Annotated in this window: 26 protein-coding genes; all 26 read left to right on the top strand. The window is 29.5% G+C overall.

All coding sequences use genetic code 11. The annotated features are described in order from the left end of the window. Positions 1-66: 66 nt before the first annotated feature. The 26 genes from BMY21_RS10255 (at position 67) to BMY21_RS10120 (ending at position 18,407) form a co-directional block, all read left to right on the top strand. Positions 67-1,002, top strand: a complete 936-nt coding sequence (locus BMY21_RS10255; RefSeq protein ID WP_074643771.1) for a hypothetical protein — start codon at positions 67-69, stop codon at positions 1,000-1,002. Positions 1,003-1,463: 461 nt separating this feature from the next. Next, complete coding sequence (locus tag BMY21_RS10245; RefSeq protein WP_074643766.1) at positions 1,464-1,643, top strand: nitroreductase family protein; 180 nt, start codon at positions 1,464-1,466, stop codon at positions 1,641-1,643. Further along, the gene (locus tag BMY21_RS10240) at positions 1,640-1,858 is read left to right on the top strand and encodes a nitroreductase family protein (RefSeq protein WP_083379828.1); all 219 of its coding nucleotides are present in this window, start codon (positions 1,640-1,642) and stop codon (positions 1,856-1,858) included. Before BMY21_RS10245 ends, BMY21_RS10240 begins: the two co-directional genes overlap by 4 nt. 155 nt (positions 1,859-2,013) lie before the next feature. After that, positions 2,014-2,259 carry a type II toxin-antitoxin system prevent-host-death family antitoxin gene (locus BMY21_RS10235; RefSeq protein WP_074643763.1) on the top strand — a complete coding sequence of 82 codons (246 nt, stop codon included), beginning with the start codon at positions 2,014-2,016 and terminating at the stop codon, positions 2,257-2,259. Further along, the gene (locus BMY21_RS10230; RefSeq protein WP_074643761.1) at positions 2,259-2,582 is read left to right on the top strand and encodes a type II toxin-antitoxin system RelE/ParE family toxin; all 324 of its coding nucleotides are present in this window, start codon (positions 2,259-2,261) and stop codon (positions 2,580-2,582) included. The genes BMY21_RS10235 and BMY21_RS10230 overlap by 1 nt, the downstream gene beginning before the upstream one ends. Before the next feature lie 68 nt (positions 2,583-2,650). Then, positions 2,651-3,472 carry an SH3 domain-containing protein gene (locus tag BMY21_RS10225; protein WP_074643758.1) on the top strand — a complete coding sequence of 274 codons (822 nt, stop codon included), beginning with the start codon at positions 2,651-2,653 and terminating at the stop codon, positions 3,470-3,472. Between the two features lie 107 nt (positions 3,473-3,579). After that, a complete protein-coding gene (locus BMY21_RS10220; protein WP_074643756.1) occupies positions 3,580-4,662 on the top strand; it encodes a YARHG domain-containing protein in 1,083 nt (360 codons plus the stop codon). 171 nt (positions 4,663-4,833) lie between these two features. Next, positions 4,834-5,514 carry a hypothetical protein gene (locus BMY21_RS10215; RefSeq protein WP_074643754.1) on the top strand — a complete coding sequence of 227 codons (681 nt, stop codon included), beginning with the start codon at positions 4,834-4,836 and terminating at the stop codon, positions 5,512-5,514. 296 nt (positions 5,515-5,810) lie between these two features. Further along, complete coding sequence (locus tag BMY21_RS10210; RefSeq protein ID WP_074643752.1) at positions 5,811-6,452, top strand: hypothetical protein; 642 nt, start codon at positions 5,811-5,813, stop codon at positions 6,450-6,452. Positions 6,453-6,591: 139 nt separating this feature from the next. Next, entirely contained in the window at positions 6,592-7,173 is a 582-nt protein-coding gene (locus BMY21_RS10205; RefSeq protein WP_177177743.1) for a DMP19 family protein, read from the top strand. A gap of 104 nt (positions 7,174-7,277) precedes the next feature. Then, positions 7,278-8,288 (top strand): YARHG domain-containing protein, encoded by a 1,011-nt coding sequence (locus BMY21_RS10200; protein WP_074643743.1) that lies wholly within the window; start codon positions 7,278-7,280, stop codon positions 8,286-8,288. A gap of 97 nt (positions 8,289-8,385) precedes the next feature. After that, complete coding sequence (locus tag BMY21_RS10195) at positions 8,386-9,072, top strand: DUF5071 domain-containing protein (RefSeq protein WP_074643741.1); 687 nt, start codon at positions 8,386-8,388, stop codon at positions 9,070-9,072. Between the two features lie 310 nt (positions 9,073-9,382). Next, a complete protein-coding gene (locus tag BMY21_RS10190) occupies positions 9,383-10,423 on the top strand; it encodes a hypothetical protein (protein WP_074643738.1) in 1,041 nt (346 codons plus the stop codon). Between the two features lie 105 nt (positions 10,424-10,528). Beyond that, positions 10,529-11,218, top strand: coding sequence for a tetratricopeptide repeat protein (locus tag BMY21_RS10185; RefSeq protein ID WP_074643736.1), 690 nt, complete (start codon positions 10,529-10,531; stop codon positions 11,216-11,218). A gap of 149 nt (positions 11,219-11,367) precedes the next feature. Further along, entirely contained in the window at positions 11,368-11,787 is a 420-nt protein-coding gene (locus BMY21_RS10180) for a GNAT family N-acetyltransferase (RefSeq protein WP_074643733.1), read from the top strand. A gap of 103 nt (positions 11,788-11,890) precedes the next feature. Continuing rightward, positions 11,891-12,154, top strand: coding sequence for a type II toxin-antitoxin system HicA family toxin (locus BMY21_RS10175; protein WP_143064212.1), 264 nt, complete (start codon positions 11,891-11,893; stop codon positions 12,152-12,154). Next, positions 12,141-12,482: a type II toxin-antitoxin system HicB family antitoxin gene (locus BMY21_RS10170; RefSeq protein ID WP_074643728.1), complete on the top strand. Its 342-nt coding sequence runs from the start codon at positions 12,141-12,143 to the stop codon at positions 12,480-12,482. The genes BMY21_RS10175 and BMY21_RS10170 overlap by 14 nt, the downstream gene beginning before the upstream one ends. Before the next feature lie 108 nt (positions 12,483-12,590). Beyond that, entirely contained in the window at positions 12,591-13,052 is a 462-nt protein-coding gene (locus tag BMY21_RS10165) for a hypothetical protein (protein ID WP_143064211.1), read from the top strand. A gap of 301 nt (positions 13,053-13,353) precedes the next feature. After that, entirely contained in the window at positions 13,354-14,130 is a 777-nt protein-coding gene (locus tag BMY21_RS10160; RefSeq protein WP_143064210.1) for a hypothetical protein, read from the top strand. Positions 14,131-14,549: 419 nt separating this feature from the next. Then, positions 14,550-14,837 (top strand): BrnT family toxin, encoded by a 288-nt coding sequence (locus BMY21_RS10150; RefSeq protein ID WP_074643719.1) that lies wholly within the window; start codon positions 14,550-14,552, stop codon positions 14,835-14,837. Between the two features lies 1 nt (position 14,838). Further along, positions 14,839-15,051, top strand: coding sequence for a BrnA antitoxin family protein (locus BMY21_RS10145; protein WP_256210380.1), 213 nt, complete (start codon positions 14,839-14,841; stop codon positions 15,049-15,051). 119 nt (positions 15,052-15,170) lie between these two features. After that, positions 15,171-15,662, top strand: coding sequence for an NUDIX hydrolase (locus tag BMY21_RS10140; RefSeq protein WP_074643713.1), 492 nt, complete (start codon positions 15,171-15,173; stop codon positions 15,660-15,662). Positions 15,663-15,739: 77 nt separating this feature from the next. Continuing rightward, positions 15,740-16,024: a type II toxin-antitoxin system Phd/YefM family antitoxin gene (locus BMY21_RS10135; protein WP_074643711.1), complete on the top strand. Its 285-nt coding sequence runs from the start codon at positions 15,740-15,742 to the stop codon at positions 16,022-16,024. Continuing rightward, positions 16,014-16,364 carry a type II toxin-antitoxin system RelE/ParE family toxin gene (locus BMY21_RS10130; RefSeq protein ID WP_074643708.1) on the top strand — a complete coding sequence of 117 codons (351 nt, stop codon included), beginning with the start codon at positions 16,014-16,016 and terminating at the stop codon, positions 16,362-16,364. The genes BMY21_RS10135 and BMY21_RS10130 overlap by 11 nt, the downstream gene beginning before the upstream one ends. 97 nt (positions 16,365-16,461) lie before the next feature. After that, positions 16,462-17,082, top strand: a complete 621-nt coding sequence (locus tag BMY21_RS10125; RefSeq protein WP_074643705.1) for a hypothetical protein — start codon at positions 16,462-16,464, stop codon at positions 17,080-17,082. Positions 17,083-17,384: 302 nt separating this feature from the next. After that, entirely contained in the window at positions 17,385-18,407 is a 1,023-nt protein-coding gene (locus tag BMY21_RS10120) for a hypothetical protein (RefSeq protein WP_074643703.1), read from the top strand. The last annotated feature ends 28 nt before the right edge of the window (positions 18,408-18,435 follow it).

The following is an 18,435-nucleotide window of genomic DNA, read 5'->3' as shown; positions in this document are numbered from 1 at the left end:
CTTATTGTTAATAAGATAAATCATCCAATGTTTTTTCGAAAAATTATAAAATCGTTGGAGGATTTTATGAAAAAAGTATTAATAAGTATTATTGGTTTACTATCAGTAATTATGTTTACTGCATGTAAAGACCCTTCTTTTGAAAGGCTCACGGAAGCTCAAAAGTATTATAATCAAAACTTTGGTGATAAAAAGTTTATTATGCCAGAGCTTGATGAAAATGGAGATCCCATAATCACAGATGCAATTTTGGATTCTTATTATAATAACCATTCTAACTGCATGATTTTCGATCAATTTTGGCCTGATGATGCTGAACATAGCACCATAGGCTTAAAAATAGAAGGATTTTATTATAACTTTCAATTAAGCGAAATTGAATTTTCTGATGGAAAACTAAAAATTTCATTAGTAAAAACTTCTGAAGTCTTCGAATCAGGAGATTACTGTTATGGTGGAACTGTATATCTTGATGGACCAGCTTATTTAGAAATTCTTTCAAATAATGAAGAATATATGCTTATAAAAGTGTCATGTTCATGGTATTACGAATGTAATAATCCAATAGAATCTAAACAATATGCTGGTTTATATGTTTATGCATATCCAAAGCAATATACTCCTGAAGATAATAACAATAATGATTCTGATGATAATAATGAAAACAATGATGGAGAAGATAATATTTCCATGTATAACGGAACATATTCCTTTACTAAGGCCCTCCCTCCTCAAATGAATGGTTCCATTACTTTGATTGGTGGAAACTGGACTTATTCTGGAGATAAAACTTCACCGGCAGCTTCATGTGGTACATATTCAGTTTCAAATAATAAATTAACCATGAAATGGAATGCATCAGGAGTAGTATTTTCAGAAACTTTTGTAATTACAAATGATGGCCCTAAATCCACATGGAAAAGTGAAAATACTGGTACATCAACATTTTTTACAATGTTATTTGGTGTACTTTCCTTAAATATGGAATTTACAAAATCATAGAAAAATCATAAAGTACAGTTTTCAATTAAAATTTGAGAACTGTACTTTCCTTATACAGCAAAATGACGGTAAAACACGCCTAGATGAAAATAAATAAGATATTATTTTTATGTTCACCCGGATTTCTTTTTATTCTCTTTTTTATTCTGGATATGATCTTTGGGTTTGAGCAACTTCCAATATTTAACACTTTCGAATCTATCAATGATGCTCTGCCCTTCGGCTATATGTTTCCATCCTTTTTTATTCCAGTTCTGATTTATGCAGTTTTGCTGGCCGTCATTTATTTGATTTTCTGCATTATCAGAAAACAAGAAAAACATCTGTACTTTATGTTTTTTATCCCCTTCGCAAGCATAATCTCAGGAATCATTGTTTCTATATTTCTTTTGTTTGTGGTTGGAATGTATTCCATTGTTTTTAATGGAGAATTCATGTAAGAAAAAACAGGAGAAATCAAAATGAATACCTTAGGCTGTATTATGACTCGCCGCAGTTATCGCGGAAAATATAAAAATCAGCCTGTACCAAGAGAAGACTTACAGAAGATTCTGGAAGCTGGCCTTGCCGCCCCTTCCGGCTGTAACAAGCAGACCACTAGTTTGATCTGTGTAGATGATGCCGAGATTCTCAAAAAATAAATGCGTATCGCGACAGATGTTTTTCCGTTCAGAATTATTCAGCCGCAATAGAAAATATGCTGCTTGCTATAGTAGACCTCGGCTATCAAAGCTGCTGGTACGAAGGACACATCACCGACATTGACCGCTTCTGCGATAAAATCGCAGAAATCCTGAATGTTCCAGATGATTTTGATGACATCGCCATAACAGTTCTTCAATGTTATGGCAAATAATCATTGTTTTGCTACAACTGGATGCAAAACAATGGAAATTGATTACGTAACCTGCCCGAAATATCAGTACAAGAATTAGATAAATATTCTTGACATCTGATAAAATCCTTAAGATAATTATTTCGTAAAATATCACGAACTTTATTGAGGTATATATGTTTGCAATTAAGCCGGTATCTGATTTAAGAAACTATAATGAAGTTCTGAAGGATGTTGCAGATGAATCTCCTGTTTTCCTTACAAAAAACGGAAGAGGAAGTTATGCTGTAATTACTATCAAAGATTATGAAAAATTAACTGCCACAAAAACTTTATTTGATGAACTTAAAAAAGGTGAAGATTCAGCAAAGGAAAAAGGCTGGCTTAGTACAAAAGATATTCGTGCAATGGTAGGTCTTTAATGTTTCAGGTTGATGTTTCACCACAAGCTGCAGAAGATTTACTCGAAATAAAAGCCTACATTGAAAAAGAATTGCAAAATCCCATAGCTGCTCATAACACCATCAAAACAATTGTTGAAACATACGAAGATTTAGCAAACGATCCTGATGTTGGAATTCCTGTAGAAAGATATGTTTCATTCCCAACAAATTATAAATTTGTACTTGCAAATAACTATTCGATTTTTTACAGAATTGAAAACAAGCTTGTAAAAATAATTAGAATTATGTATTCCAGACGAGATTTTGTAAGAGTCTTGTTTAGTAATAATGAAAACACATAACATGGTTTTCAAAACCGATAAAAACTTAGTTAAGTGGACGCCCGCACTGGGGCGCACATAGGAAAAAAATGAAAAAATTTTATTTAATATTATTTTTATTTCTTATGACAAATTTTTGTTTCTCACAAAATTTATTAGTTCTTGGTAAAGAATTGTATGTATTTGAAAATCTGCGATTACGATCAGAAGAATCAACAAAAAGCGAAATAATAACAACAATAGGAATAAACACTAAAATTAAAATTTTACAAATTGGTAAAGCAGAAATAATTGATAATATTAAAAGTAATTGGGTTAAAATTCAAATTCCTTGCACTGGAAAAGATAATAACGATAACTGGATTCCCAAATATACAGAAGGATGGTGTTATGGAGGATTCTTATCTGAATCTCTAAATTACAATGTCAAAAATGAAATGTTTTACTTTAATACAATAATGGATTTTCTTGAAAATCCATTTACAGACAGAAATAAATTCCCAGATATATTTTCAACCTTTGAAGAATTCCAAAAGTATTTTAATAATGTTACTTTTAAAACAGAAGATATTTATAATAATGATACAATTTATGCTCAAAGACTAATAATCAATTACGGAAATATTGTTGTACATTACTGGAGGAATATAGGGAATTTAGAAACTGTTCTATTAGAAATGACTGAAGTTCTTCCAACTACAGAAAATCTCTTAAAACATAATTTGCATCTTGGAATGAAAAAAGATGAAATAATTGCTATATTCGGAAATAAATATTGGACTAACAAGTTTAAAACAAATTATGAAATTTGTTACGACGGAGATGGATTAACAATAACCGAACAAGTAAACTTCTTATTCGATTATAATAATAATTTAATAAATATTGTAATTCACAGTTATATGGGGTAAATATTCAACGCTTAACATGCACTTCAAATCGGATGTCGGGTCAAGCCCGCCACCGTTTAAGTGCGTAGTTATGTGGACACCCGCACTGGGGCGCCTCTGGAGAAAAAATGAAAAGAAAGAGTTTTATATTTTTAATTTTACTTGCAATTGGTAGTTTTTGCTTTGCACAAGGACATTCAACACCTTGTAATTTGATTTACCCTGATGATTTTTGTAAAGATTCTTTTATTCTTCAAAAGAAAACTATAAATATTTCTCAAGGAAGCAAAGAGGATTTTAAAAGTGAAGTAATCCTTGATGTAGTAAATGTGAAAGAATCTACTGTAAGTACTTTTGTATATATAAGCTTTTATGGGCCAACATCATGGGATTTAGAAGAAGATTGTATTTCTGTCTATATTAATGATAAGCTTGTAAAAACTGTTAAAGATATTTATCAAGATGGTGATAAATATTTATTTGAGATGACAGTTCCTTCAGGATATTTTAAAATAAAATACGTTATAGAACATAGTGGCCGTGAAATTTCTGGACAACATTATTGTGAGATATCGAATTATTTTATAAAAAATTGGAATGTATCTGACAGTTATTCAGAAGAAATGTTTATTTCTCTTTATAATGATATTATTACATTTGATAGAACAAATGCAAAATTAATTGGGAAAGGGAAACGAGAGGGTAATTCATATTTCTTAAAATCAGGCAGCATTTATTATTCTACAGAAGGACGCGATTCTTATAATACAATATGGTGTATTAATTTTTTTAATGGTTGTGGCGGTGGTTCTGGTGCACCTACATTACCAAGTATTTATAACCGTGATAAAAAAGTTTCTTCTGCAACTGAATATATTTATCAGTTTATAACTGCAGCAAAAATAGTCTCTGAAGAATTAAAACATGATTGGCTTCATGAGCACTATGAAGATTTACTAGAATATATAAAAAAATCCAGTAAAGAAGAACTACGTTTGTTCCGTAATGCTTTTTACGCTAAAAATGGGTACATTTTTAATGATTCAACATTAAATGATTTTTTTAATACTTCAATTACTTATTGGCCTGACGATTCTGTAACTCAAAGTTCGATAAAAATGAGTAACGAAGAAAAAATACTAATTGAAATGATTCAAGCTGCAGAACGAGGCGAATCACCTGAAGCTGTTTTTGATAAATATAAACAATAATCACATAACACAGCTTCAAAGCCGATAAAAACTTTGTCACAAAAGTTGCTTTTCGTGGCTTTACGCCACCGCAACTCTTGCGCCAATTCTGCCGTTGGCAGAACCGTTTTTACGGTTTAAGCAGTTGTTATGGCGACAGGCCACTGGCCTGCTTTTTTTAGGAATATAAAAATGGGAACATTTAATCCAGAAATTCTTGGAAATGATACATCTTGTGATATATATGAAGAGTTTTACAGTGAATACAATAATGGCGAGAATCCTTATGTTTTAGTAAAAAGAATGTTACAAGAGTATTCTGATTCATTAACAGATGATGATGAAAAGAATAATATATTGTTTGGACTTTCCCTTGCTGCGTGGGAAACAAATGCATTATCAAAAGACTTATATGAAAAAATAAAAGGTATTGTTAATTCTGGTAATGATTTAGAAGTATGGGAAAAACTTGGTGCAGATAAAAATTTATTAAATGAACGAAAAGTAGTTTTAAACAATTTTCTGGAAAAAATATCAATTCCGATAGAAAAAAAAGTCAGAAGAAAACGACAAAAAACAAAGGTTATAGAAAAACCAATTTCTATTACTCAGCCAAAAGATAAAAGATGTACTTTTTCAATCAACGATATCTATGTAAACGATAAATATATTCATTCATCAGGTTTAATAATGTGGAAAGAAGGTGGCGGTAGTGTTTTACACTATAATCAACCAGATGCATTAATCAAAGTATCATGGCTCAATAAAAATAAAGTTCGTGTTGAGTATGAAAAAGAAATAGTGTTTAGTCAACAAATAACAGAAACAAGATTTTATTCTGATATAATAGAAATAATTTATTCTGAATTATAAAGAATATTTAAGAAAGCAAGTCGAGCTTGCTTTCTTAAATAAAATTGAACTTTAGGGGTTACGCGAAGGAGCGGTAGAACGCGGCTTTACGCCGCTTGAAAAATAAATAATAATAGAAGTGCTGCTTCAAAACTGTTCAGAATAATTCTTTAAAAAAAGGAATTAAGAAAGTTAATTCTGTATAAGAAATATAATTGCCATAACAAAGGTTCGTAGCCGACAGCGGGTCGAGCCCGCTGCGGTACAACCAATTGTTAGGACGACACGCCACTGGCGTGCATAGAAGAGAAAGAAAAATGCTAGAACTTGCAAAAGGAATACATTTCCCATCAAAATCAGAATTTTGTTGTACTCCTGAAATAAAAGAATCAGAATACATAAAAGCAAAAGAAATCTTTGATTCTGAATGTGAAAATATTACAAATGGATATAAAATTATAATTCAGAATCAAAAAGATACTGGATATAAGTATTACTTTGAAATAAATGTTGATGCGTCATTATTATGGAATCTCTTTTGGGATATAGGAGATACTCTATTCGATGAATTAAATAATATATATTGTATTTATGGATTTAAGGATTCTGAAGATTTTGAACTTGGTGATTATAAAGATAAAAAATATATAAAATCAGTATTGCAAAAATATGAATATTCAATTGTAAATGATGGCTTTTTATCTTTGGGAATTGCATTTGACAAAGGGATTGTTGAAGAAGTTCTTATAGATTCTTTTAAATTTCTGAGAGTTTTTACATCACAAAAAGAAAAGTTGCTTTCTGTTTTGGAAAAATACAATTTATCGGAAAAAACGGATATAAGGTTTATTGATGAATTTGCTGTTGTTTCAGAAACAGTTGCAAACCAAGAGAATAATTTATTACATCCAGAAGATATAATAAATGAATTAAATGAGGTTTTTAAAGAAAAGTCCTAACAAAGGTTCGTAGCCGACACAGGCTCAAGGCCTGTGCGGTTTAAGCAGTTGTTATGTGGACGCCCGCACTGGGGCGCTTTTGTGGAGAATGATGAAAAGAAAAATTCTTATAATTATATTTTTTCTAGGAGTTAATACTATGTTTTGGGGTAATGATTTAGGAAATTGGAAGGAATATGAATCCTTAAATAAAAAAACATTGTTCGGTAATGAAGAATATTGGAAAAAATATATTGGAATATCGGCTACCTTGGCAAAAGAAATACCACAAGCTTTCCTTTATGAAGTAGTTTGCTGTTATAGCTATTATGTAATAGGAAATTCTGAAAATGAAGAAATGCGACAAAAATTTCTTGAATTACCAGAAATACTAAGATATACAATGTTAATTGGTTTATATGAAGGTGAAATCAATAATGGAGGATTTGCGCAATTTTACGATAATATAGGTTATATCGTATTTGAATTACAAAAAGGTTTAAAATTTTTTGGTCTTAAAAAAAATAAAAAACTTATTGATAAATCAATATCATTAATAAAAAAAAGAATTGATATTTCGAATTATTATGAATTATGTTCAAAAGAAGAATTACCTTTAGATGAAATTGATGATGAACTAAGTAAATTAGATGATAGATTTTATGAATATCCTGAAGATTTTACAGAAATTATAAATTCTTATTTGGATAAAAATAGAGAACAATTAATTACGATAAAATAATCACATAACAAAGGTTCGTAGCCGACAGCGGGTCAAGCCCGCTGCGGTACAACCAGTTGTTATACGCACAGCTCACTGAGCTGGATAAAGAGAAGTATTAAATTATGAAAAAAATCAAAAGTTTTATCATATTATTTTGCCTATTCATTTTTAAAATGTATTCCAATGATACATTAATACAACATAAGTCAGGTGGTAATGAATGGATTTCCGGTAAATCTGATTCAATATCAATAGAACAAGAAAAAATAATAATCGATTTATTTGAAAATTCTTATCGAATAAATATTGATTACATTTTCAGAAATGATGGAAAAACAATTGAATACGAAGTTGGTTTCCCAGAAACAGATTTTGAAAATTATACAAAGTCTTCTGATGGTAAAATCCGAAATTTTAAAACATCAGTAAATAATAGAAAACAGGATATTATTATTTGTCCAGCAGATATACTTATCAATAATAGTCTCCATGAAAAAATTTACCAATTCTACTCAAAAAAGGTTTTATTTAAGGAAAATGAAAAAACAAAAATCAATATAAATTACGAAGTTGATTATAGTAAAAATACATTCGGTTCTGGATATCTACTTGTTGATTATCTTTTAGGAAGTGCAATTTGTTGGAAACAATTAGAAAAACTAATAGTTCAAATAAACTTTCATTTTGAACATTATTTTTTTGATGAAATCAATTTCGATAGAATCGTAGAAAATAATAAACCTGTAAACATAAAAGTCTTAAGTAATCCTGATTCAAGAAGTTTCATAATTGAATACAATGACTTAAACTTATCGATTGGCACAAAATTAAAAATGTATTTACAAAATGATAATTTTGATGTATTCGGATTACGGTGGGACTACAATTTTGAATATTATGTTTATCCAAGTTACTGTTTTGAATTACTTACAAATGAACAATTACGAAAGTCCAGAAATCTAATTTATGCATTTCATGGTTATTCATTTAAAAGTAAAGATTTAAGAGAGTTCTTTGGTAAATGGGATAATTGGTATAAACCAACAAATAATTTTTCAGAGACAATGTTTAATGAAAAAGAAAAAAAGAATCTTGAGTTGATTCAACAAGAAGAATCAAGAAGAAATAAATAATCGTATAACAAAGGTTCGTAGCCGACAGACAGTCAAGCTGCCTGCGGTACAACCGGTTGTTATGGCGACAGGCCACTGGCCTGCTTTTTAGAAAAGTATGAAAGAATTTTTTGATATTTATATTATTAAGAATTCTCGTAATAAAACTGAAATAGAGTCTTTTAACAGAAAATTTCTAATTAATTATATAGAATTAGCTAAAGAATATGAAATCCCCCAATATTCAGAAAATCCGTCTCTGGTATTACAAAACTCAGAAGAGTTATTATCTTACTGTGAATTAAATACAAAAATAAATTATGCAGTTTATTGGTCTAGCACGAAAAATAATCTAAAATCTGAAATATTTTATACATTAGATGGTTATACAATATTTGGTTTGTCTACTGAGAATGAAAATGAATGTAATTTTCTATTTGAAGAAATGAGCAAATTTCTTGGTTGTGATTTTGGTTACATTACAATTGAATCACCAGCACCTTTTTCACTGGATTCTTTTTCCAATGAGTATCTATCTTCATTAAAAAAGAAAGAGAAATATCAAAAATACATTCCCAATGATAAATTTGATACGAGGAGCATCGAAGGTATTTCCATTGATGAAATAGAAAATGACAGGGCTTTATGCTATGCTCTTTTATGTTGGTGCCAAGATCCAAATTGGCCTGTTGCACAAAAAATAATGGAACTGTTGAAAAAAGCGTCAAAGAAAATAAGTCCATGCGTTTCAACGATTTTAACATTTGATGATGATTGGAAGTATGGCTTGAGAAGTTTGCTTTAGTGGCATGAGAAAAAGGAATATTTCAGAAAGCAAGTCAAGCTTGCTTTCTGAAATGAAATTGAACTTTAGGGTTTACGCGAAGAAGCGGTAGAACGCGGCTTTACGCCGCTTAGAAAAAGTACAATAATAGAAGAGTTGCTTCAAAAACTATGCAGGATAATTCTTAAAAAAAAGGAATTAAGGAATCTGATTCTGCATAAGAAATATAATTACCATAACAAAGGTTCGTAGCCGACAGCGGGTCGAGCCCGCTGCGGTACAACCAATTGTTATAAGCACAGCCCACTGGGCTGGTTCGAAGAAGGATAAAATGAAAATAAAAAGTTTTTTTATATTCTGTTGTTTTAGTATGTTTCTGATTGGATGTAATTCAAAAGAAATAGATGAAATCAAAAAGAAAAATGAGTTATTGGAAAAAGAAAATAATGATTTGAATACTCAGATTAGTGATTTATCAAATTCTATAAGAGAGTTAAAAAAAACAAATTATGAATTAAATCATCAACATGAAGATTCTGAACAATATATGTTTTCAGATTTTGAATTGACTACACTAATCGACTCCATATTTAAGGATTTTCACTATGAATTTCCCGAAATAATCAATTTTGATAATATTAGAACATATACCTATGATACTTCAAAGTTTTCGAAAGAAGAAAAACAATTTTATAATGATTATGTCGGTTGTTATTTACCGGAAATCTTTCTAACAAAAGAATATATATCTTCTCATTTATCAGAATTCACAATAAACTTTATAGAAAATGATATCGTATTTTGGGGATATAGAAGATCAAAAAATGGTATCCATTATGATATTGAAAATAAAAAGTTTTATACATATACCACTTTTTCAAGCAAACAAATAGAAAATTTTTCAGAATACAAATCTTTTCAAACCAATGGAAGTGAAAAGTATATAAGATTAACCGATTTCAACCTTATTAAAGAAGTTATAGATGAAAAAAAACAGAAAATGAATAGAGAGCCTTTAAGCAACTTAGAAGAAAATAAGGTACGCGAACTTTTACTCCAATTTTATTCATTACTTCAACAAAATAAATTTAATAAAATATTAAATAACTATTTTAGCTCAGTAGATAAAAATTATATTTCACACTTTGAATGGGATGAATATGTAAATATGTTTTATATAAATTATGGATATCTATATGATCATGTTGATCCATTTGATATTTACATAAATACATTCTTTAATGACAATATTGATAATTATGATGAAGATATTATTTTTGTTGAATTAAAATATTCAGATCCAACTAAATATGTAAGTTTTGCAATAAAAGAAATTGATGGAAAATATAAAATAATAAAATATAATTTATAATATAAGCATATAACAAAGGTTCGTAGCCGACAGGCAGTCAAGCTGCCTGCGGTACAACCAGTTGTTATGTGGACGCCCGCACTAGGGCGCTGATATGAGGGAAAAATGAAACAAAAATTATTAAATTTTTTCTTAATCATCTTATCCCTTTTACTTATTGTAATAACAACCTCAAGAATTATTTTTATAAATCAGTTTACTACAGCATTTATATTAGATATTTTAAGAAATTATTTATTTGTTTTTATACTCTTTGGTTTTATTAAATATACATGGAAAAGTATATTTTTAAGTTTAGTTACTTCATCCATTATTTTATGCATCTCCACTATTGAAATTCTATTACGGATAAAACATGGAGAAACTTTTATCCAGTTAAAAGTTCTGTTAATTTTTCTTATTTGTATTTGTGTATTGATATATTATTTTTCCATAAAGTTTTTCAAAGAATTCTGTATAGAACAAAATGCTCAAGCACTTGTCGCAAAAAATAAAATTAAATCTGCAATTTTAGTTTATTCAGTACTAATCAGAAAGAATAGAAATAGAACAGACCTTATTTATTCTAGAGGAACTCTTTTTGATAAAATAAACAAATATAAAAAAGCGAAAAAAGATTTCCTTAAATCTATAGAATCTGAAAATCCTGATCCTAGAGGTTTTATTGCATTAGGAATTTATAAATATGAAAATCATGAAAACGATAAAGCTATTGAATTATTGAGAAAGGGAATACAATTGAATCCTGACTTATATGAATATCTTCCACAACCCATGAAAGATATTATAAAATAATAAAACACATAACAAAGGTTCGTAGCCGACAGCGGGTCGAGCCCGCTGCGGTACAACCAATTGTTAGGTTGACAGCGCACTGCGCCACTTATTGGTAATAAGGAAAATCTTCCAACAAAATTTAAATAAATAAAATCTTGGAGGATTTTATGACAAAAATAAAATATGTCGAAATATCGGATAAAGAGTTTTGGTACACCCTCGACAGACATCTTCCTGAAAAAGAATTTGAAAAAAAAGTAAATTCCAAGCAAGGATATGTATTGCTTGAAAATGATAAACCTGTTGGACTTCTTCGATATAATTTATTCTGGGACAATACCCCATTTTGTACAATGCTTTTCATTGATTGGAATAATCAGAAAAAGGGATATGGAAAGGAATTATTAGAATATTGGGAAAAAGATATGAAATCTCAAGGATATGATTTTGTCCTTACTTCAACCCAGGTAGATGAAACTGCACAACATTTTTACAGAAAGCTTGGATATAAAGATTGTGGAGGTCTTATAATTGATATCCCAAACTATGAACAACCAATGGAAATGTTTTTGATAAAAGCAATTTAGTCATAGCATAAATTTTTTCATCCTAATAATTTACAAGGCGGGTCAAGCCCGCCAGTTAAAAAAAGAATTTGCCTTTAGTACCATTTTCTAGTATCATATATTTATGAACTCAAAACAAAAAAAAGTTTATCAAAGAATTTTTAAAAATCCTGTCCAATCAGATATTGAATGGAAAGATATTGAAAAATTCTTAGAATCACTTGGAGCAAAAATTTCCGAAGGAAATGGGTCTCGAGTTCGTATTGAATTAAAAGGAGAAAGGGCTGTCTTCCACAGACCTCATCCAGAAAAAGTTACAGACAAAGGTGCTGTAAAATCAATGCGAAGATTTCTTGAAAATGCAGGAGTAAAAGATGATGACTTATAAAGGATTTGTTGGTGTAGTTGAATATGATGATGAAGCTCGCATCTTTTCGGGCGAAGTAATTAATACTCGTACTGTAATTACTTTTCAGGGAACATCAGTAGATGAAGTGGAAAATGAATTTCATGCTTCCGTTGATGATTATCTTGAATGGTGTAAAGAAGACGGAGTTGAACCAGAAAAGCCTTACTCAGGAAAATTCAATGTTCGCATTTCACCATTATTCCATAGTAAAATTGCTATCGCTGCAAAAAAATTAAATATGTCTTTAAATAGTTTTGTAGAAAAGTCACTTAATGATGAATTAAATTCTATGGAATTGGCATTTTAAAAACGCAACCTAACAAAGGTTCGTAGCCGACACGCGGTCAAGCCGCGTGCGGTACAACCAGTTGTTATGACGACAGGCGCACTGGCCTGCCCTTTTTTTGGAGAAAAAATGAAAAGAACTGTTTCGTTATTATTTATATGTGTATGTATTTTTAAATGTTACGCAATAAATTTTGAGATAGTTAATAAAAATTTTCCATATTGGGCTTTCCAACAGAATTATTGTTCTGAAGAAGAAACTGATCCAGAAAATCATAATAATATTGTACTTTCTACTCATTTAGTACAAGCATTTCCATTTCCTTTTACTCATCGAGTATTCGATTTTTTAGTTGATAAGAATATAACATGGAACAAAATGACAATTTATAGTTTTTCTTATCAATCAGAGGATGGCGAAGTTACTATTATAAAAAATAAAAAAATAAACAATGAGAGAATGTTTAATATAATTAAAGATTATCATTGGATTAAAGAAATGGAATATTTTGAAAACGTCATGGGAAAAATTGTATATAGTTTTGATGATGGTGAAATAATTACAGAATATACTGAATTAAGAGTTTGGTAATAGAAGAATATTTAAGAAAGCAAGTCGAGCTTGCTTTCTTAAATGAAATTGAACTTTAGGATTTACGCGAAGAAGCGATAGTACGCGGCTTTACGCCGCTTAGGAAAAGTATAATAATAGAAGCATATGCTTCATTTGGTTGTACAGAATTTTCATAAAGAAAAAAGGTTTTATGGAATCTAATTCTGTATAAGAAATATATTTGTCATAACAAAGGTTCGTAGCCGACAGCGGGTCAGGCCCGCTGCGGTACAACCAGTTGTTATGCTGACACCTCACTGAGGTGCTTGGATAAATAAAAATGAAAAAGAGTGTTTATTTATTATGTTTAATCTCATCAGTTTTGATTATGTCTTGTGCATCAAATAAAACTGATTTTTCGACAATAGCTAATAATAATGAACTAAATTCTATCGAACTGATAAACAAGAATTGTAATCCTTACAATGATAAGTATTTAGAATTTATTATAATCACTAATGAAATACAACAAAGTAAATATGAAGATAAGAATATATTCAAAGTAATTTTAGATCATGGAAATATAGATATTCAACTAACAGAAAAATATAAAAACTTAGGTTCTACAGAAGAAGAAGCCGATTTTATAAGAAAATCAATTTCAGAAATAACAATGTTATTAAAATATTTATCAGGTTTTTATTTTGGAAAAGCGCTTCCTCAAGAATTAACACTATATAAAAATTCAGATAAAGATTTAATATATTGTAATGAATATTACTATAATTCAGTTGATTGTATAAATTATTATATCACTAATAATAATTTATTATCAGGATTTCAAACATATATAAAAAAGGATTCTCAAAAAACTCAAGTTGATACAAAATATAACTATAAAACTTATAACAATAAAAACTACTTATTGAATTTTGAATCAAAAAATTTTTTTCATTCATTTGATTTTTCATTAGAAATAGATTATATAGAAAAAATGGATTTTCTTGTTCCAAATCAATTTACAGTCACTACAAAACAATTTGTAAATAATAATGGAAAAATTAATTTATTAACTACCAAATTTGAAATTTTAGCTGATAATCAGTTAATTCAGTAAATAGCATAACAAAGGTTCGTAGCCGACAGCGGGTCGAGCCCGCTGCGGTACAACCAGTTGTTATGTGGACGCCCGCACTGGGGCGCTTTTGGAGAAAGAATAAAAATGTTCCAAGATATAAGAAATCCTAATACATATTGTTTTGTATGTAGTCATATATTAAACAAGGAAAGACAAATTTCTTTTATACATCATGACAGTGACGGTGATTGGCAATTTTTGTGTGACAAGAAACATGAAATAAAAGATATAAAGGTTTTATCTATATCGGAAATTACAGATTTAGATAAAACATTGGAATTGTGTCCAAAATTGGATTATGGCCAATCTGCTGGAAAAAACAAAAAATGAATTAAAACGCGGTCAAGCCGCGTTTTTTATGCTTGACGATTCTGAAAAACTATAATTATAATATAATTATGGATGAATTAATCTTTGAATGGGATCCTGTAAAAGCTGAATTAAACTATACAAAACACAAAGTAACTTTCGAGGAAGCAAAAAGTGTTTTTTATGATGAAAACGCTATCTTAATTGCTGATCCGGATCATTCAAGTATGGACGAAGACAGGTTTGTAATGCTTGGCTTAAGTTCCGAGTTACATATGCTGGTTGTCTGCCATTGTTACAGAGAAAATGACAGAATTAGAATTATTTCGGCCCGAAGAGCGAATACACTTGAAGCCGCACAATATGGAGGAAAATAACATGAGAGACAATTACGATTTTTCAAAAGGAATCAAAAATCCTTATGCAGACAGACTCAAGAAACAAATAACAATTCGCCTTGACGATCAGGTAATTGAATATTTTAAGAATATGGCAGAAGAAACAGGTATGCCGTATCAGAATATAATCAATTATTATCTGTTGGATTGTGTAAAAGAAAAGAAACATCTGGAAGTTGCGTTTATTAAGTAAATCACATAACAAAGGTTCGTAGCCGACAGGCAGTCAAGCTGCCTGCGGTACAACCAGTTGTTAGGTTGATGGCGCACTGCGCCACTTATGTTTTTTAGAAAAAGTAGATGGAGGAAAAAGTGGAACTTTGGGATTTATATGATAGTCAGCGAAATCCACTAAATAAAACTCATGAACGAGGGCAGCCTTTTTCAGAAGGAGAGTTTTATGTTTGTGCTGAAATTTGGGTAAAGAACTCTGAGGGCAAATTTTTAATAACAAAAAGGCACCCCGATAAAAAAAGCGGTAATCTTTGGGAATTTTCCGGAGGTGGTACACTTGCCGGCGAAACTACAAAACAGTCTGCTGTTAGAGAGCTGGAAGAAGAAACCGGCATTAAGATTGATGAATCAGAATTAAAGCTTTTTGCAACTTATCAAAAGAAAAACTATTTTCTGGATTTATTTCTGGTATGTAAAGATGTTGACCTTAAAGATATCCGCCTGCAGCCGGGAGAAACTATAGATGCAAAATGGAGCAGTCCGGAAGAAATCCAGCAGATGATAGATAATGGTGAATTTGTCTATTCGGTTAGTCTTAGATTTGAATTGTATAAAGATATAGTCTGTTAGGTTTATCTGTACGGAAAGTTACTTTTTTCTTGTTAAATCAGTCTTAATATAGTATCATATAAAGACTGGAGGTTTTTATGATTACAAATGTTCAGGAATGTATTAAACCGATTTCCTATATAAAAACAAATGCCGCTGACATGATGAATTTTGTAAATGACAAAAAAGAACCGTTAATCATTACACAAAATGGTGAATCACGGGCAGTATTAATTGATGTTGAATCTTATCAGGAAATGAAAGATGCATTCAATCTGTTAAAAATCATTCAATTCTCTGAAATGGATGTACAGGCTGGAAGAACAAAACCTGCAAAAGAAGTTTTTTCTAATCTAAGAAGGAAGTACAATCTTGGAAGATGAAAAAATTGAAGAAATTATAATTTCAGAATTTGCCGAAGCAGATTTGGATGAAATTGCTGCTTATCATTATTCTCGAAGTCCAAATTACGTTGAAAGAATAATTTCTGAGTTTGAAGAAAATGTAATGTCCCTTCAGAAACATCCTAAAAGCGGAAGAACAGTTCCCGAATTGGAACGACAGGGAATAACAAAATATAGAGAATTGATTCAAGAATATTATAGAATTGTTTATGAAATCTCAGGTAATACGATAATTGTTCACACAATAATCGATGGCCGAAGAAATTTTGAAGAAATAATAATTTCAAAATTATCTCGATATTATGGTAACAAAACCTAACAAAGCTTCAAAGCCGACAAACCGGTCAAACCGGTTTGCGGTTTAAGCAATTGTTATGACGACAGGCTCACTGGCCTGCCCTTTTTAGAAAAAATATATGAAAAAACTTTTTATAATATTATTAATTGGGTTTTTGAATATTAATCTTTTCGCTCAGGAATTTCCGTTTCCACCGGAATTAAAATGGTGGATATCAGAAATTCAATCAATTGATAAAAATGCAAAAATCGAAAACTTTAAGTTTTCAGAAGAACGTTCCATTCTTAATCAGGATTCACCAATATCATATAAAAACCGTTTATATCCAGTATTAAAAAAATGGAATTACTTTGGAAACGAATTTGCATATTATGATATCTATGCTTCTCTTGAAAAGAATAAAAGTGGCAAATATTCAATTTATGGAGAACCTGACTCAGCTTTCGGAATATTTGATAAAAATGAAAATTTACTTTTCATAGATTTTTTCGGGAGTTCAAAAGGAATAGATTCATTTTGCTGGGTAAGAGACAACAGAATTATTGCGGTTGGTAGAGATATAATAAATTCATATGAAGATGGATTGTCTGATATTGATTTTATAATCTATGATTATTACTTAAAAAATGACGGGGAAATTATAGTTAAAGAATATACCTATAATATAAAATCAGTAAATATGGCTAAAATAAAATTAAGGTGGGTTGAACAAAGAACCGATTACTTTGAAATTAATTAACATGGTATATTTTTTAATCGAGTCAAGCTCGATTAAAAAATAAAATTAAACTTTAGGGCTTGGACGAAGAAGCGATAGTACGCGGCTTTACGCCGCTTAGGAAAAGTATAATAATAGAGGCATACGCTTCTAATGGTTGTACAGAATCTTCATAAAAAAAAAATGATTTAAGAAATCTGATTCTGTATAAGAAATATAATTTGTCATAACAAAGGTTCGTAGCCGACAGCGGGTCAAGCCCGCTGCGGTACAACCAGTTGTTATACGCACAGCCCACTGGGCTGGATAAAAAGGAAGGAAAAATGAAATTAAAAAATGTTTTAACAATCTTTTGTTTAAGTATTGTTTTTATAGGATGTAATTCAAAAGAAATTGATGAATTAATGAAAAAAAATGAATCAATAGAAAAAGAAAATAAAAAATTATTTAATTCTATACAAAAACTGGAAACAGAAAATCGTAAACTTAAGGAAAAAAAGGATGAAAAAAATCAATTTGGTTCACCAGAATTTGTATATGATTTTAAAATAAATACAATTATAGAATCAATTTTTAAGGATTTTCATTATGAATTTCCTGAAATAATAAATTTAGACAATGTAAAAAAATATACTTATGATGTTTCTAAATTTTCAGAAGAAGAAAAAAAGTTTTATGAAAATCATGTTGGTTGTTATTTAACAAAAAATGAACTAACAAAAGAGTATATATCATCAAATTTATCCTGTTTTAGAATAAATTTCATAGAAAATGATATTGTGTTTTGGGGATTTACTAAATCAACAAATGGAATTCATTATAATGCTGATGAAAAAAAATTTTATGATTATGAAACTTATTCAACTATGCCAATAGACAATATTTCAGAATATAACTCTTCTTATTTTGATCAAAATAAATATGTAAAACTTACGGATTATGATATTGTAGAAAATTGTTTAAAAGAAAAAAAACAGAAATTAAATAGAAAACCTTTGGATAAAATTGAAGAAAATAAAATTCGCGAAATTCTAATTGGTTTTTACTCCTTTCTTGGACAAAAAAGTTTTAATACTTTATTAGATACATATTTCATTACAGATATTAATAGAGAAAAATATTTGGAATCTTTTTTAATTGATTATAGTGATTTGAAATATCAAAATGCCCCCTTTGAAATTTACGTAAATACTTTTTTCAATGATGATATCGACAAATATGAAAAAGATACTATTTTAGTTGAACTAATGTATTCGCATCCAATTAATTATGTGAGTTTTGCCATAAAAGAAATTGAAGGAAAGTATAAGATTGTCAAATATATTGGAATTTATGATGAAGAATAACTTCATATATTTTAAGTAAACGTATAAC

Source organism: Treponema bryantii (genome assembly GCF_900111035.1).
Classification (GTDB): domain Bacteria; phylum Spirochaetota; class Spirochaetia; order Treponematales; family Treponemataceae; genus Treponema_D; species Treponema_D bryantii_C.
Note: the sequence above shows the minus strand (reverse complement) of the source record. Positions and strands in the feature narration are given on the sequence as shown.

Bases quoted from the DNA above. Each gene is read 5' to 3' on its own strand.
- BMY21_RS10255 (WP_074643771.1), top strand. From the start codon at position 67: ATGAAAAAAGTATTAATAAGTATTATTGGTTTACTATCAGTAATTATG.
- BMY21_RS10245 (WP_074643766.1), top strand. From the start codon at position 1,464: ATGAATACCTTAGGCTGTATTATGACTCGCCGCAGTTATCGCGGAAAA.
- BMY21_RS10235 (WP_074643763.1), top strand. From the start codon at position 2,014: ATGTTTGCAATTAAGCCGGTATCTGATTTAAGAAACTATAATGAAGTT.
- BMY21_RS10230 (WP_074643761.1), top strand. From the start codon at position 2,259: ATGTTTCAGGTTGATGTTTCACCACAAGCTGCAGAAGATTTACTCGAA.
- BMY21_RS10225 (WP_074643758.1), top strand. From the start codon at position 2,651: ATGAAAAAATTTTATTTAATATTATTTTTATTTCTTATGACAAATTTT.
- BMY21_RS10220 (WP_074643756.1), top strand. From the start codon at position 3,580: ATGAAAAGAAAGAGTTTTATATTTTTAATTTTACTTGCAATTGGTAGT.
- BMY21_RS10215 (WP_074643754.1), top strand. From the start codon at position 4,834: ATGGGAACATTTAATCCAGAAATTCTTGGAAATGATACATCTTGTGAT.
- BMY21_RS10210 (WP_074643752.1), top strand. From the start codon at position 5,811: ATGCTAGAACTTGCAAAAGGAATACATTTCCCATCAAAATCAGAATTT.
- BMY21_RS10205 (WP_177177743.1), top strand. From the start codon at position 6,592: ATGTTTTGGGGTAATGATTTAGGAAATTGGAAGGAATATGAATCCTTA.
- BMY21_RS10200 (WP_074643743.1), top strand. From the start codon at position 7,278: ATGAAAAAAATCAAAAGTTTTATCATATTATTTTGCCTATTCATTTTT.
- BMY21_RS10195 (WP_074643741.1), top strand. From the start codon at position 8,386: ATGAAAGAATTTTTTGATATTTATATTATTAAGAATTCTCGTAATAAA.
- BMY21_RS10190 (WP_074643738.1), top strand. From the start codon at position 9,383: ATGAAAATAAAAAGTTTTTTTATATTCTGTTGTTTTAGTATGTTTCTG.
- BMY21_RS10185 (WP_074643736.1), top strand. From the start codon at position 10,529: ATGAAACAAAAATTATTAAATTTTTTCTTAATCATCTTATCCCTTTTA.
- BMY21_RS10180 (WP_074643733.1), top strand. From the start codon at position 11,368: ATGACAAAAATAAAATATGTCGAAATATCGGATAAAGAGTTTTGGTAC.
- BMY21_RS10175 (WP_143064212.1), top strand. From the start codon at position 11,891: ATGAACTCAAAACAAAAAAAAGTTTATCAAAGAATTTTTAAAAATCCT.
- BMY21_RS10170 (WP_074643728.1), top strand. From the start codon at position 12,141: ATGATGACTTATAAAGGATTTGTTGGTGTAGTTGAATATGATGATGAA.
- BMY21_RS10165 (WP_143064211.1), top strand. From the start codon at position 12,591: ATGAAAAGAACTGTTTCGTTATTATTTATATGTGTATGTATTTTTAAA.
- BMY21_RS10160 (WP_143064210.1), top strand. From the start codon at position 13,354: ATGAAAAAGAGTGTTTATTTATTATGTTTAATCTCATCAGTTTTGATT.
- BMY21_RS10150 (WP_074643719.1), top strand. From the start codon at position 14,550: ATGGATGAATTAATCTTTGAATGGGATCCTGTAAAAGCTGAATTAAAC.
- BMY21_RS10145 (WP_256210380.1), top strand. From the start codon at position 14,839: ATGAGAGACAATTACGATTTTTCAAAAGGAATCAAAAATCCTTATGCA.
- BMY21_RS10135 (WP_074643711.1), top strand. From the start codon at position 15,740: ATGATTACAAATGTTCAGGAATGTATTAAACCGATTTCCTATATAAAA.
- BMY21_RS10125 (WP_074643705.1), top strand. From the start codon at position 16,462: ATGAAAAAACTTTTTATAATATTATTAATTGGGTTTTTGAATATTAAT.
- BMY21_RS10120 (WP_074643703.1), top strand. From the start codon at position 17,385: ATGAAATTAAAAAATGTTTTAACAATCTTTTGTTTAAGTATTGTTTTT.